Here is a 13,502-nt window from a genome sequence, read left to right as displayed (position 1 = left end):
CCATATGGGAAGGCGGGCCGCCAGTGTTAGAGGCCCAGGCGCGCGGCCACCTCTTCGCCGATGGCCAGGGAACTGGTCAGGCCCGGGCTCTCGATGCCGAACAGGGTGACCAGACCCGCCATGCCGTGCTTTTCCGGCCCGTCGATGCGGAAGTCCGGCTGCGGCTCGCCGGGGCCGTGCAGCTTGGGACGGATGCCGGCATAGTCGGGGCTCAGCGCCCCGTCCGGCAGGCCCGGCCAGAACTTGCGGATATAGGCGTAGAATTCGCCGGCCCGGGCCGGATCGACGCTGTAGTCCAGGGCCTCGACGAACTGCAGGTCCGGACCGAACACCGCCTGCCCACCGAGGTCGCGGCGGTAGTGGGTGCCGAGCGCCCCGGGGATCGGCGGCGGATAGATCAGCCGGGCGAAGGGCGCCTTGCCGGTCAGCCGGAAATAGACCCCCTTGCCGTAGTGGCCCTCGGGGATGGTCGCCTTCGGGAAGCCCTCGATCTGCGCCGCCACCGCCTGGGCCGACAGGCCCGGGGCGGTCACCAGCAGGCGGCAGGTCAGCGTCGTGGGCTCGGCGCCGCCGGCGCGGACCGACCAGCCGCCGCCGGCCAGCGGGCTCGCGCCCTCGAAGGGGGTGGAGGTCACCACCGCCCCGCCGGCCGCCTCGATCTCCCCCTCCAGGGCCAGCATGTAGCCGTGGCTGTCGAACACCCCGCTCTGGGGGGAGACCAGGGCCTCCTCGCACTTTAGCTCGGGCTCCAGGGCCGCCACCTGGGCCTTGGAGAGCCGCGCCATGCCCTCGACGTCGTTGGCCTGGGCCTGGGCCAGGATGCCCTCCAGCCGGCCGACCTCCTCGGGAACCGTCGCCACCACCAGCTTGCCGCAGCGGTCATAGGCGACCTTGTGGCTGTCGCAGAAGGCGTAGAGCGCCCGCCGGCCCTGGACGCAGAGTTTCGCCTTCAGGGACCCGGTCGGATAATAGAGCCCGCCGTGGATGACCTCGGAATTGCGCGCCGAGACCCCCTCGCCGATGATCGGTCCGGCCTCCAGCACGGCGACCGTCAGGCCGCGCTTGGAGAGCCCATATCCGCAGGCCAGGCCCACGGCGCCCGCGCCCACCACCACCGCATCGAAATCGAAATCCGCCATCAGCCGTGGGTAGCCGATGGCGCGCGCCAGGCCAAGCCAAGCCCGGCGCAATTAATATGATGAAAGACGCCCTGCCCTAGCGGGGCGCGAAGATCATCCGGATGCTCTCGCGATAGAGCAGGACCTGGCCGGCGATGGCCTTGGGATCGTCCAGGGCCTTGGTGAGCATCAGGCCTGATGAGGCGACGACGAACACCCCGTCGGCCAGGGCGGTCAGGTCCACCTCGGCATGGGGCGGATAGACCGCCGCGATCTCCTGCAGCCAGGGCAGGAACAGGCCGCGCCAGGCCAGCAGCCCGTCGGTGTTGCGCTGCCGAACCTCCCGGTCGAAGGCCTGGTCCTGGTAGGTGATGGTGGCGACGATGCAGCCGGGATGGGCCTCCAGCATCCCTTCCATCGCCTCGGCGAAGAGCTTGAGGAAGATCAGGAAGGCGTGCAGCGGGTCGTCCGACAACTCCCGCGCCCGGGCGGCCAGGGCGGCCTGGAAGTGGTCGTTCTCGGCCTGGTAGCGCCCCAGGATCTGGCGGGCGAGATCGTTCTTGTCGCGGAAATGGTAGAAGAACCCGCTCTTGGTGATGCCCGCGGCCTCCACCAGTTCCTCGATCGAGGTGGCCGCGAATCCCTTCCGGATCACCGCCTGATAGGCGACGTCCAGCAGGCGATTGCGCGTGCGCTCGCCCTTCGACATCGGTCCGGACTGCACCGTCGGTGCAGTTTTTCCGCCAACCTCGGCGTTCATGGCCTTCTTCCGCTCGCCAAACCCCGGATAACCGGCTCAGATAACAGGGAAATCCAACTCCCGGCAAAACCAACCGCGCATCCGCTAGAGGCCGGCGACCGGAAAAACTAACCCTCTCCGCCCAACATGTTAGGAGAAAACATATGCAACACCGTGACTTATCCGGCTCGACCCTGTCGGGCGCCAGCAGCGCGGCGGCGGAGAAATACCTGGCGGCCGTCGAGGCCTATCATTGCTTCGCCGGCGACGCCGGCGGCCTGCTGGAGGCCGCCATCGCCGACAGCCCGGCCTTCACCATGGCCCATGTGCTGAAGGCCTACCTGCACCTGGTGGGCTCCAACGCCGCCGCGGTGGCCGTCGGCGTCGAGGCGGCGACCACGGCCCTCGCCCTCCCGGCCAACGACCGCGAGCAGGGTCACCTGGCCGGTCTGGGCAAGATGCTGACGGGGGAGTACCGGGCCGCCGGCCGCATCTTCGAGGACCTGACCATCGCCCATCCGAAGGACGCCCTGGGCCTCCAGGTGGGCCAGCTGACGGACTTCCTCACCGGCGACTCTCGGATGCTGCGCGACCGCATCGGCCGCGCGGCCCCCCAGTGGGACCAGGGCCGGCCCGACTATCACGCCGTCCTGGGCATGCTCGCCTTCGGCCTGGAGGAGACCGGCCACTATGACCGCGCCGAGGCCGCCGGCCGCCAGGCCGTGGCGCTGCAGTCCCGCAACGGCTGGGCCCAGCACGCCGTGGCCCACGTCCTGGAGATGCAGGACCGCCGCGCCGACGGGGTGATCTGGATGCGCGCCGACATCGACGCCTGGACCCGCGAGAGCTTCTTCGCCGTCCACAACTGGTGGCACCTGGCCCTCTTCCACCTGGGCCTGGGCGAGGTGGACGAGGTGCTGAAGCTCTATGACGGCCCGATCTGGGGCGCGAAGTCCGACATGTCCTTCGACATGGTGGACGCCTCGGCCCTGCTGTGGCGGCTGTCCCTGCGCGGCATCGATCTCGGGAACCGCTGGGACGAGCTGGCCGACGTCTACGAGGCCCGCGCCGGCAGCCTGGGCGCCTACGCCTTCGACGACACCCACGCCATGCTGGCCTTCGTGGGTGCCGGACGCGCCGACGCCGCCCGGGACCTGCTGGCGATTCAGCAGGCGGCCCTCAAGGGCGGCGGCGACAACGCCAGCTTCGCCGGCGAGGTCGGTCTGCCGGTGATGGAGGGTCTGGTCGCCTTCGGGGCCGGGGACTATGGCCGGGCCGTGGAGCGCCTGCGGGAGGTCCGCAACCGCTCGGCGCGGTTCGGCGGCAGCCACGCCCAGCGCGACCTCATCGACCTGACCCTGATCGAGGCGGCCACCCGCAACAAGGACCACGACCTTCGGCGCGCCCTGATCGCCGAGCGCGCCGTGGCCCTCCCCGCGGGCGAGAAGGCCGGCGCCCTGGGCCGGGCGGCCTAGGAGGCTCGGGGCTAGGCGCCCTCCCCCGGGAGAGGGCCTAGCCCCACTGCCCCCACAGCGCCGCTTCCTGCGCCTTGGCCGTCGTCACCGAGGCCTCCTTGATGTGGCCATAGCCGCGGATCTGCTGCGGGATCTGGGCGATCTGGGCGGCCAGAGGCGCTTTCTCCGCCGTCAGGCCGGCGAGCAGCTTGTCGAGGCCCGCCTCGTACTCCGCGATCAGCCGGCGCTCCATCTTCCGCTCCTCGCTATAGCCGAAGAGGTCCAGGCGGGTGCCGCGCAGGCCCTTCAGCCTGGCCAGCACCGGGAAGCCGTAGTCCAGCATCCAGCCGCCGAAGGCGATCTTCTTGGGCCGGCCCTCGGAATCCTTCGGCGCGATGATCGGCGGGGCGAGCCAGACCTTGGCCTTGCCGCCCTTGAAGGTCCCGTTCTTCTCGGCCTCGAAGCGGCCGTCGGAATAGAGGCGGGCCACCTCGTACTCGTCCTTGTAGGCCATCAGCTTGTAGAGGTTCACCGCCACCGAGCGGGTCAGGACCTCGGAGCCGAAGATGGCCTCGGCCTTGGCCACCTGGTCCACGCGGTCGAGATAGCGCTTGGCGTAGGCGGCGTTCTGGTAGGCGGTCAGTTCCTTGGCCCGATGGGCGATCAGCTCGGCCAGCGGCATGGTCTCCGGCGTCGGCACATCGGCTTCGGCCTTGCCCCGCTGGCTCGGATCGTGGGCCACCCGGCGGCCCAGTTCGAAGGCCTGCAGATTGGCCTCGGCCTGCACCCCGTTCAGCCGGATGGCGCGATAGACCGCCCGGCTGGAGATCGGGATCAGCCCCTTCTGCCAGGCGAAGCCCACCATGATCATGTTGGCGTAGATGGCGTCGCCGAAGTGGGTCTCGGCCAGGTGGTGGGCCGGGCACTCGTCATAGGACTGGGTGGCCGCCGCGATCCGGCGGGCCATGCTGCCGGCGTCGAAGCGCACGTCGCGGTCGGTGACGAAGTCGGCGGTGGGAGCGAAGTCCTCGTTGCCGCAGGCCACGGTGCGGTCCTTGGCGTAGAGCGACAGCGCGTCCGGCCCCGCGGCCGAGAGGATGTCGCAGGCGATCAGCACATGGGCCGAGGCGGCGGGCACGCGGCCGCCGACCACGGTGTCCTCCAGCTCGCCGATGCGGACATGGGAGAAGACCGCCCCGCCCTTCTGGGCCAGGCCCGTCATGTCCACCACCGAGGCGGCGCGGCCGTCCACGTGGGCGGCCATGGCCAGGATCGAGGCGACGGTGGTCACCCCGGTGCCGCCGATGCCGGTGAAGACGATGTTCTTCACCCCCTCCAGGGGCGCGAAGGTGGGCAGGGGCGTGGACTCGGCCGTCAGCGCCGGCAGGGCCTTGGCCTGGGCGTTCTCGCCGCCTTCGATGGTGACGAAGGAGGGGCAGAAGCCTCCGAGGCAGGAATAGTCGGTGTTGCAGCTCGACTGGTTGATCTTCCGCTTGCGGCCGAACTCGGTGTTCAGAGGTTCGACGGACACGCAGTTGGAGACCTTGGAGCAGTCGCCGCAGCCCTCGCAGACTAGGGGGTTGATGAAGACCCGCTTGGTGGCGGTCTCCATGGCCCCGCGCTTGCGGCGGCGGCGCTTCTCGGTGGCGCAGACCTGGTCGTAGAGCAGGACCGTGGTGCCGGGCGTCTCCCGCAGCATCCGCTGCACGGCCATCAGCTCGCTGCGCGGCTTGACCTCCACCCCCGGCGCCAGGTCGGTGACCTTGGCGTAGCGATCGACGTCGTCGGCCACGATGACGGTCTTGGAAATGCCTTCGGAGGCCAGCTGCCGGGTGATCTGGGCCGGGGTGAAGCCACTCTCGGCGGCCTGCCCGCCCGTCATGGCCACGGCGTCGTTGAACAGCAGCTTGTAGGTGATGTGCGACTTGGCGGCGATCGAGGCGCGGATCGCCAGGGATCCGGAGTGGTTATAGGTCCCATCGCCCAGGTTGGCGAAGACGTGGCTCTCGGTGGTGAAGGGCGACGCCCCCACCCAGGTCAGCCCCTCCCCGCCCATGTGGCTGTTCAGGTCGGTCTGGGGATCGGAGAAGCTGGCCATGTAGTGGCAGCCGATGCCGGCCAGGGCTCGCGACCCCTCGGGAAGTCGCGTCGAGGTGTTGTGCGGGCAGCCCGAGCAGAAGAACGGCTTGCGCTGCTGTTCGGCCGCGAGCGTCACGGCGGCCATGGAGGCGGCCGACACCCGGGAGAGATAGTCGTGCACCCGGTCCATGTGCGGCCCCGGCGGCAGGCGGTCGGCGATGGCGAGCGCCACCTCGGCCACCGACAGCGATCCCAGTTCCGACAGCAGGGGATGGCCCACCTCGTCGGTCTTGCCGATGATCCTGGGCCGGGCGTGGGCGGGCAGGTCATAGAGGGCGGCGCGGGCCTGGACCTCGATCAGCGGGCGCTTGTGCTCGATGACCATCAGGGTCTCGAGGCCGGCGGCGAAGGCCTTCAGCCCCTGCGGCTCCAGGGGCCAGGGCATGCCGACCTTGTATATGGAGACGCCGAGGGCCGCGGCCTCCTCGAGGCTGATGCGCATGGCCGCGAAGGCCTCGATGACGTCCTTGTAGGCCTGGCCCGAACAGACGATGCCCAGGCGCGGCCGGGCGGCCGGCAGCACCACGCGGTCGATCCTGTTGGCGCGGGCGAAGGCCAGGGCGGCGGGGAGCTTCTGGGTGCGGAGCCGGCGCTCCTTGTCCAGGGGCTGGTCCTTCAGCCGGATGCCCAGCCCGCCGGGGGGCAGGGCGAAGTTGGTGGGCAGGACGAACCTGTGGCGCGCCAGGTCGACGTCGATGGTGACGCCGCTATCCATGGTGTCGGCGAGCGCGATCAGGCCCACCCAGAGGCCGGAATAGCGCGACATGGCGTAGCCCAGCAGCCCGTAGTCCAGCACCTCCTGCACATCGGCCGGCGACAGCACCGGCATCTCGAAGTCCTGGAAGGCGAACTCCGACTGCGACGGCAGGGTCGAGGACTTGCAGGTGTGGTCGTCCCCGGCCACGGCCAGGACCCCGCCCTTGGGGAAGGTGCCGGCGAAATTGGCGTGCTTGAAGGCGTCGCCGGTGCGGTCGACGCCGGGCGCCTTGCCGTACCACATGCCGTACACCCCATCGAACCTGGCGCCGGGGAACAGGTTGGCCTGCTGGCTGCCCCAGACGGCGGTGGCCGCCAGGTCCTCATTGAGGCCCTCCTTGAAGACCACCTCGCAGGCTTCCAGGTGTTTCCTCGCCCGCGTGGCCTGCTGGTCGAGACCGCCCAGGGGAGAGCCGCGATAGCCCGACAGGAATCCCGCCGTGTTGAGGCCCGCCTGCTGGTCCAGGCGCCTTTGATCCATCAGGACTCGCAACAAGGCCTGCACGCCGGTGATGAACACACGGCCTTGGCTGAGCAGAAATTTGTCGTCGAGCGTCACATCCTGGTGCCGCATCGCAATTTCTTTCCTTTTGGGTTCCCTAATCAGGTTAGAAGATCATATAAGTGCGCCGCAATTGCTTGCTAAAGGCGTGCCCCTCGCAAGCGGTTCCGGGGCACGAATGAGGCCCATAAGCGCCAAGTGTGGGAGGAAAACTTGTCCGAGGCCCTCGACGCCGTCGATGCTAAGATTCTGGATCTCATCCAACACGACGCCGGATTGTCCGTCGCCGAGATCGCCGAGCGGGTCGGATTGTCCTCCAGCCCTTGCTGGCGCCGCATCAAGCGCCTGGAGGATTCGGGCATCATCCAGCGCCGGGTGACCATCCTGGACCGCGAACTGCTGGGCCTGGGCTTCGAAGTCTACTGCACCGTCAAGCTCAGCCTGCCCACCAAGGACAACCTCAACGACTTCGAGCAGGCCATCACCAAGCTGGCCGAGGTGGTGCAATGCGCCACCGTCACCGGCTCGGCCGACTACGAACTGCGCATCGTGACCCGGGACATGCACGCCTTCGACGACTTCCTGCGTGACAAGATCCTGTCCCTGGGATTGGTCTCCAATATCGAGAGCCGGATCGTCATCCGCTCGGTGAAGAACACCACCGCCGCCCCGCTCGGCCTCGTCAGTCCCTATGTGAGCGCCCACAGCTAAGAGTTCTCCCGTGATCGATCTGGTCATCGAACAACGCCGCAAGGACCTTGGTGGGTTCGAGGTCGGCCGCGTCCTGCCCTTCCACGCGCACCGGATGGTCGGGCCCTTCATCTTCTTCGACCACATGGGGCCGGCCCAGTTCGCGGCCGGCTTCGCCCGCGACGTCGACGTCCGCCCCCATCCCCATATCGGCCTCTCGACGGTGAGCTACCTGTTCGAGGGCGAGATGACCCACCGGGACTCCGTGGGCGCGGTCCAGGCGGTGAAGCCCGGCGAGGTCAACTGGATGACCGCCGGCCGCGGCATCACCCACTCCGAGCGCTTCGAGACCCTGCGCGCCCACGGCGGCCGCCTGCACGGCATCCAGACCTGGGTCGCCCTGCCCGATGGCCAGGAGGAGATCGACCCGGCCTTCCACCACCACGACGCCGCCGACCTGCCGACCTATGAGGTGGACGGCCTGTGGGCCCGGCTGATCGTCGGCAAGGCCTTCGGCGCGGAGGCGAAGGTCAAGACCCACTCGCCGATGTTCTATGTCCACTGGGCCCTGCAGGCCGGGGCCAAGGCGCAGCTGCCCGCCGAATATCCCGAGCGCGCCGCCTATGTGGCCCAGGGCTCCGTCGAGGTGGAGGGCCAGACCTTCGGCGAAGGCCAGATGATCGTCTTCAAGCCCGGCGAGCCGGTGCTGTTCACCGCCGTGACGCCGGCGATCGTCATGCTGCTGGGGGGCGAGCCGGTGGGGCCGCGCTTCATCGAGTGGAACTTCGTCTCCTCGTCGAAGGCGCGCATCGAGCAGGCCAAGGCCGACTGGCGCGCCGGCCGCATGAAGCTGCCCGACGCCGACGACCAGGAGTTCATCCCCCTGCCCGAGCCGAGCCCGCCGGCGAATCCGATGAGCTAGGCGGCCAGCGCCTTCCGCGTCTGGTTCCAGTACTGCCAGCCGGTGATCAGGGTCACGAGGGCCGCAACCCACAGGGTCGTATGGGCGAACAGGGTCACCGGCTCACGGATGGCCGGATCGGCCGGGAGCTGGAAGGCGCCCCAGGAGGCCACCAGCAGTTCGGCGCCCAGGCCCACCAGTTGCAGGGTGGTCTTCCACTTGGCCAGCAGGGTCACCGGCAGCTTGATCCCCTTGCCGGCGCCCACCTCGCGCAGGGCGCTGACGGTGAATTCGCGGAACAGGATCAGGCCCACCGGCAGCACAACCGCCGGCTGGGCGCCGAGCGCCATCAGGCCCAGCACCGCGCCGGCCACCAGCACCTTGTCGCCGATGGGGTCGAGGATCGCCCCCCAGACCGTCACGGCGTCCAGCTTGCGGGCCAGCCAGCCGTCGAAATAGTCGGTGACCGCCGCGATCACGAAGGCCCAGAAGGCGAAGCGCTGCAGGGCGAACTGCGTCTCGGGCGTCAGGCGTTCGCTGACATAGGGCACCCCCCCCGCCGCCGCGGCCAGGGCCACGAACATCAGGACGGTGAGGACCAGGCGGCCGGCGGACAGGATATTGGGCAGGGACTTCATCATGGCAGTCTAACGCTCCAGCCCAGCTTCCGTCGCTAGCTCTTGCGGAAGAAGTCGAAGATCCGCTGGGCCAGGGGTTCGCTGACCCCCTCCACCTTCATGATGTCCTCCACCGAGGCCCGGGAGACCCCGCGGGCCGAGCCGAAGGCGTGCAGCAGGGCGCGCTTGCGGCCCGGGCCCACGCCCTCGATCTCGTCGAGGGGATTCTTCTTCATGTCGATGGACCGCTTGATGCGGTGGGTGCCGATGGCGAAGCGGTGGGCCTCGTCCCGCAGCCGCTGCAGATAATAGAGAACCGGCGACTTCGGCTCGAGCATGAACTGCGGCTTGCCGGCCACGTGGAAGCGCTCCAGCCCGGCGTCGCGGTCGGGGCCCTTGGCCACCCCCACCACCGGGATGTCGTCCACCCCCAGGTCGGCCATCACCTCCATCACCGCCGAGATCTGCCCCGCGCCGCCGTCGATCAGCACCAGGTCGGGGCGGGGGCTGGAGGCCTCGCCGGACTCCTCCTCCTTGACCATGCGGCCGAAGCGCCGGCGCAGGACCTCCTTCATCATCCCGAAGTCGTCGCCGGGGGTGAGCTCGGTCCCCTTGATGTTGAACTTGCGGTACTGGTTCTTCTGGAAGCCGTCGGGCCCGGCCACGATCATGCCGCCGACCGCGTTGGTGCCCATGATGTGGCTGTTGTCGTAGACCTCGATCCGCTCGGGCGGCGCCTCCAGGCCGAAGGCCTCGGCCACCCCGGCCAGCAACTTCCCCTGGGCCGAGCTCTCGCTCATCTTCCGCCCCAGGGCCTCGCGGGCGTTGGTGAGCGCGTGGTCCACCAGCCCCTTCTTCTCGCCCTTCTGCGGCCGGCTGATCTCCACCTTGCGGCCGGCCTTGAGGGTGAAGGCCTCGTTCAGCAGCTCGCGCTCGGCGGGCTCCACATTGGTGAGGATCAGGCGCGGGATCGGCTTGTCGTCATAGAACTGGCCCAGGAAGGCGCCCATGATGTCGACGTCCTCGTCGGACTTGTCGACCCGGGGGAAATAGGCCCGGTTCCCCCAATTCTGGCCCGCCCGGAAGAAGAACACCTGCACGCAGGCCTGCCCGCCCTCGGCGAACAGGGCGAAGACGTCGGCCTCCTCCAGGGTCTCCGGATTGATCTGCTGCTCCTGGGCGACGGAGGCGAGCGCCCGGATGCGGTCGCGCAGGCGGGCGGCGCGCTCGAACTCCATGTCGTCGGAGGCGGCCTGCATCTCGCCCGACATCTTGGAGATCACCGCCCGGCTCTTGCCGCGCAGGAAGTCCTCGGCCTGCTCCACCAGGGCCGCATAGTCCTCCAGGCTCACCAGCCCCGTGCAGGGGGCGGCGCAGCGCTTGATCTGGTGCAGCATGCAGGGCCGGGTGCGGCTCTCATAGACGCTGTCCGAACATGACCGCAGCAGGAAGGCCTTCTGCAGGGTGTTCAGCGTGCGATTCACCGCCCAGGCGCTGGCGAAGGGCCCGAAATAGTCGCCCTTGATGGTGTGCGCCCCGCGATGCTTGCGCAGCTGGGCGGCCGGGTGCTCCCGGCGGATGACGATCTCGGGGAAGCTCTTGTCGTCCCGCAGCAGCACGTTGAAGCGCGGCTTCAGCTGCTTGATCAGGTTGATCTCGAGGAACAGGGCGTCGGTCTCGGTGCGGACCGTGACGAACTCCATGGACCTCGTCAGGTCCACCATCAGGGCGATGCGCTGGGTGTGGAAGCGCCCTTGCGCGTACTGCAGCACCCGCTTCTTCAGGGACTTGGCCTTGCCCACATAGAGGACCTCGCCGTCCTCCCCCATCATGCGATAGACCCCCGGCGCATCCGGCAGGCGTCGCACCTCATCCTTGATCAGGGCCGCGCCCTTCAGGGGCGCCAGGGTCACGTCCGTGGGCATGGCGCAGATATAGGCGAGTCCGGGCGATTGCGCAGCGGCGGCGCGACCTTTCGTCAGGCTTCGGTTTTCCGCGCGGTGCGTCTATGTACCAGGTTCGCTAAGAGAGACCTCGCTTGAGCGCCCCCGCGGGCTTCAAGGCTTTGCGGGACGACGTGTTGCAGCAGATCGACTACCAGGCCCTCTTCGACGTCCTGCCCAGCCCCTACATGGTCCTGGACCGGGCGCTGCGGTACGTCGCCGCCAACCAGGCCTATGTCCAGGTGGTCGGGCGGTCGCGCGAGGAGCTGCTGGGCCACAATATCTTCGACCTGTTCCCCGACCCCGGCGAAAGCGGCCGCCTGCTGCGGGCCTCCTTCGAGCGGGTGATCGAGACCCGTCACGCCGACAGCATGGCGCTGATCTCCTACGCCATCGAACGGCCGGCCGCGCGTGGCGGCGGGATGGAGCTGCGCTACTGGTCGGCGGTCCATACCCCCCTGCTGGGAGACGACGGCGAGGTGGCCTTCATCGTCCAGAACACCGTCGATGTCACCGAGCTCCAGACCTTGAAGGAGATGGCCCACGGTCCCGGCGCCCTGGCCCCCGGGCCCGGCGAGACCAGCCTGCTCCAACGGGTGCAGGAGGTGCAGGAGGCCAACCTCTCCCTGCTGCAGGAGACCGGCGAGCTGCGCGACATCTTCCGCCAGGCGCCCGGCTTCATGGCCGTGCTCACCGGACCGGACCTCACCTTCACCCTCGCCAACGACGCCTACAACCAGCTCATCGGCCATCGTCCGGTGATCGGCCGGCCGGTGGCCGCCGCCTTGCCCGAGGTACGCGGCCAGGGATTCATCCAGCTGCTCGAGGGGGTGATGGCCAGCCGCGAGCCCTTCATCGGCCGCTCGATCAGCGTCCTTCTGCAGCGCACCCCCGACGGGCCGCCCCAGGAACGCTTCCTGGACTTCATCTACCAGCCGATCCTCGGCGCCGACGGCCAGGCGGCCGGCGTCTTCGTGGAGGGCAGCGACGTCACCGACCGGGTGCGCGCCGAGGAGCAGCAGAAGCTGCTGCTGGACGAGCTGAACCACCGGGTGAAGAACACGCTGGCCACCGTCCAGTCCATCGCCGCCCAGACCCTGCGCACCAGCCCCGACCCCCAGGCCTTCAAGGCGGCCTTCGAGTCCCGGCTGATGGCGCTCTCCTCCACCCACGACCTGCTCACCGCCTCCAGTTGGCGCGGCGCCGACCTGCGCGACATCCTGGGCGCCGAGTTCCGGCCCCATGGCGTCGAGCGCTACAAGCTGGAGGGTCCCGACCTCGGCCTCTCTCCGGCCCAGGCCCTGGCGCTCGGCCTGCTGTTCCACGAGCTGGCCACCAACGCCGCCAAGTACGGCGCGCTCTCCAGTCCTGAGGGCTGCGTGAAGGTGCGCTGGACGGTGACCGACCGGCGCCTGGTGATCAGCTGGACCGAGGAGAAGGGCCCCAAGGTCACCGCCCCCACCCGCAAGGGCTTCGGCTCACGCCTGATCGAGCGCAGCCTCAAGGGCGAGCTCGGCGGCGAGGCCACCCTCGACTATCGCGAGGACGGCCTCCACTGCCAGGTCATCTTGCCCCTGGATCGCGCCGGCTAGGCGCGGCGGGGCTGGGTCCGGGCGCCCGGCGTCTGGCCGATATAGTCGATCAGGGCGCGGCTCGGCGCCCAGCCCAGAAGGCGGGTCTTGCTGGTGTCGATGTCCGCGCTCATCCGGTTGCCGGCCACTTCCGACCCCATGACGATCTCGCCGCCGAACATCTCGGCCACCTCCAGGATGGAATAGGCGCGGCTGTCGCCCAGGCCGAAGTCGTCACCCTCGCCGTGTTCCCCCACCAGGACCAGGCCTTCGACGATGTCGTCGATATGGGTGAAGTTGCGCTTCTGGGTGCCCGGGGCGTTGACTCGCAGGGGCTCGCCGGCCAGCCGGCGCTGGCGGAAGATCTCGATCAGGGTGCCATAGGCCCCGGCCCGCTCACCCGGCCCATAGACGTTGTAGAAGTAGGTGATGGCGTAGTTCAGCCCGTACCAGTCGCCATAGTTGCGCACGAGCTCGGTGTTGGTGGCCTTGGTCCAGGCATAGGGGCTCTGGTCGCGCCCCAGCCCGCCGTCCCCGAACTTGGTGGAGGACCCGGCGTAGAGCAGCTTGCAGCCCTTCTCCCGGCAGAACTCCAGCACCCCGAAGGTGCCGACCTTGTTCAGGTCCCACACCACCTCCGGCTCCTTCAGGCTCTTCTCGACCCGGGAATATTCCCCCAGGTGGAAGACCAGGTCCGGCGTCTCCGGAACCAGGGCCGCGATGTCCTTGGTGTGCCCCTCGCGATAGTCGACCCCGTCGACGTGGGCGTCCTTGGTTCCCGCGAAATAGTTGTCGATCGAGATCACCCGGTGGCCGTCGGCCGCCAGGCGCGCGCACAGCGACGAACCGATGAACCCGGCGCCGCCGGTGACGAGAATGAGCTTGGACATGGGGAGAGGATGGCCCCGGAGGATTTAAGGCGGTCTTTAGCCGCTGCGGTTTTGGCGGTGAACACCCCACCCTCAGAACGTCATCCTCGGGCTCGTCCCGAGGATCCATGATCTCCGCCTCGACACAGAGGGCGCGAACCTCGCCGCCGGGGATCGCCTTCACCGCGGCGTCTATGGATCCT

The 13,502-nt window shown here is 68.9% G+C and carries 10 protein-coding genes; 4 read left to right on the top strand and 6 right to left on the bottom strand.

Annotation, left to right across the window (positions count from 1 at the left end; genetic code table 11):
* Positions 1 to 26: 26 nt before the first annotated feature.
* Together AC1RN5_RS14825 and AC1RN5_RS14820 are read right to left on the bottom strand one after the other, a co-directional pair.
* The gene (locus AC1RN5_RS14825) at positions 27 to 1,139 is read right to left on the bottom strand and encodes an NAD(P)/FAD-dependent oxidoreductase (RefSeq protein ID WP_493041921.1); all 1,113 of its coding nucleotides are present in this window, start codon (positions 1,137 to 1,139) and stop codon (positions 27 to 29) included.
* Between the two features lie 76 nt (positions 1,140 to 1,215).
* Entirely contained in the window at positions 1,216 to 1,878 is a 663-nt protein-coding gene (locus AC1RN5_RS14820; RefSeq protein ID WP_493041919.1) for a TetR/AcrR family transcriptional regulator, read from the bottom strand.
* A 143-nt stretch (positions 1,879 to 2,021) separates the two neighbouring features.
* Between AC1RN5_RS14820 and AC1RN5_RS14815 the strand changes: the two genes are divergently transcribed.
* Complete coding sequence (locus AC1RN5_RS14815) at positions 2,022 to 3,332, top strand: tetratricopeptide repeat protein (RefSeq protein WP_493041917.1); 1,311 nt, start codon at positions 2,022 to 2,024, stop codon at positions 3,330 to 3,332.
* Positions 3,333 to 3,369: 37 nt separating this feature from the next.
* Here the strand turns inward: AC1RN5_RS14815 and AC1RN5_RS14810 are convergent, their stop codons facing one another.
* Positions 3,370 to 6,780, bottom strand: a complete 3,411-nt coding sequence (locus tag AC1RN5_RS14810; protein ID WP_493041915.1) for an indolepyruvate ferredoxin oxidoreductase family protein — start codon at positions 6,778 to 6,780, stop codon at positions 3,370 to 3,372.
* Between the two features lie 141 nt (positions 6,781 to 6,921).
* Between AC1RN5_RS14810 and AC1RN5_RS14805 the strand changes: the two genes are divergently transcribed.
* The gene (locus AC1RN5_RS14805; RefSeq protein WP_421934876.1) at positions 6,922 to 7,419 is read left to right on the top strand and encodes an Lrp/AsnC family transcriptional regulator; all 498 of its coding nucleotides are present in this window, start codon (positions 6,922 to 6,924) and stop codon (positions 7,417 to 7,419) included.
* A gap of 10 nt (positions 7,420 to 7,429) precedes the next feature.
* A complete protein-coding gene (locus tag AC1RN5_RS14800; protein WP_493041914.1) occupies positions 7,430 to 8,320 on the top strand; it encodes a pirin family protein in 891 nt (296 codons plus the stop codon).
* On the opposite strand, the gene pgsA is transcribed toward AC1RN5_RS14800, so the two are convergent.
* Together pgsA and uvrC are read right to left on the bottom strand one after the other, a co-directional pair.
* Positions 8,317 to 8,937 (bottom strand): CDP-diacylglycerol--glycerol-3-phosphate 3-phosphatidyltransferase, encoded by a 621-nt coding sequence (gene pgsA, locus AC1RN5_RS14795; protein WP_493042144.1) that lies wholly within the window; start codon positions 8,935 to 8,937, stop codon positions 8,317 to 8,319. The genes AC1RN5_RS14800 and pgsA overlap by 4 nt on opposite strands.
* 35 nt (positions 8,938 to 8,972) lie before the next feature.
* Positions 8,973 to 10,841, bottom strand: a complete 1,869-nt coding sequence (uvrC, locus tag AC1RN5_RS14790) for an excinuclease ABC subunit UvrC (RefSeq protein WP_493041913.1) — start codon at positions 10,839 to 10,841, stop codon at positions 8,973 to 8,975.
* 113 nt (positions 10,842 to 10,954) lie between these two features.
* Between uvrC and AC1RN5_RS14785 the strand changes: the two genes are divergently transcribed.
* The gene (locus AC1RN5_RS14785; protein WP_493041911.1) at positions 10,955 to 12,451 is read left to right on the top strand and encodes a sensor histidine kinase; all 1,497 of its coding nucleotides are present in this window, start codon (positions 10,955 to 10,957) and stop codon (positions 12,449 to 12,451) included.
* Here the strand turns inward: AC1RN5_RS14785 and AC1RN5_RS14780 are convergent.
* A complete protein-coding gene (locus tag AC1RN5_RS14780; protein WP_493041910.1) occupies positions 12,448 to 13,320 on the bottom strand; it encodes an NAD-dependent epimerase/dehydratase family protein in 873 nt (290 codons plus the stop codon). The genes AC1RN5_RS14785 and AC1RN5_RS14780 overlap by 4 nt on opposite strands.
* Positions 13,321 to 13,502 lie beyond the last annotated feature (182 nt).

Source organism: Phenylobacterium sp. GW821-FHT12F10 (assembly GCF_058806695.1).
Note: the sequence above shows the minus strand (reverse complement) of the source record. Positions and strands in the feature narration are given on the sequence as shown.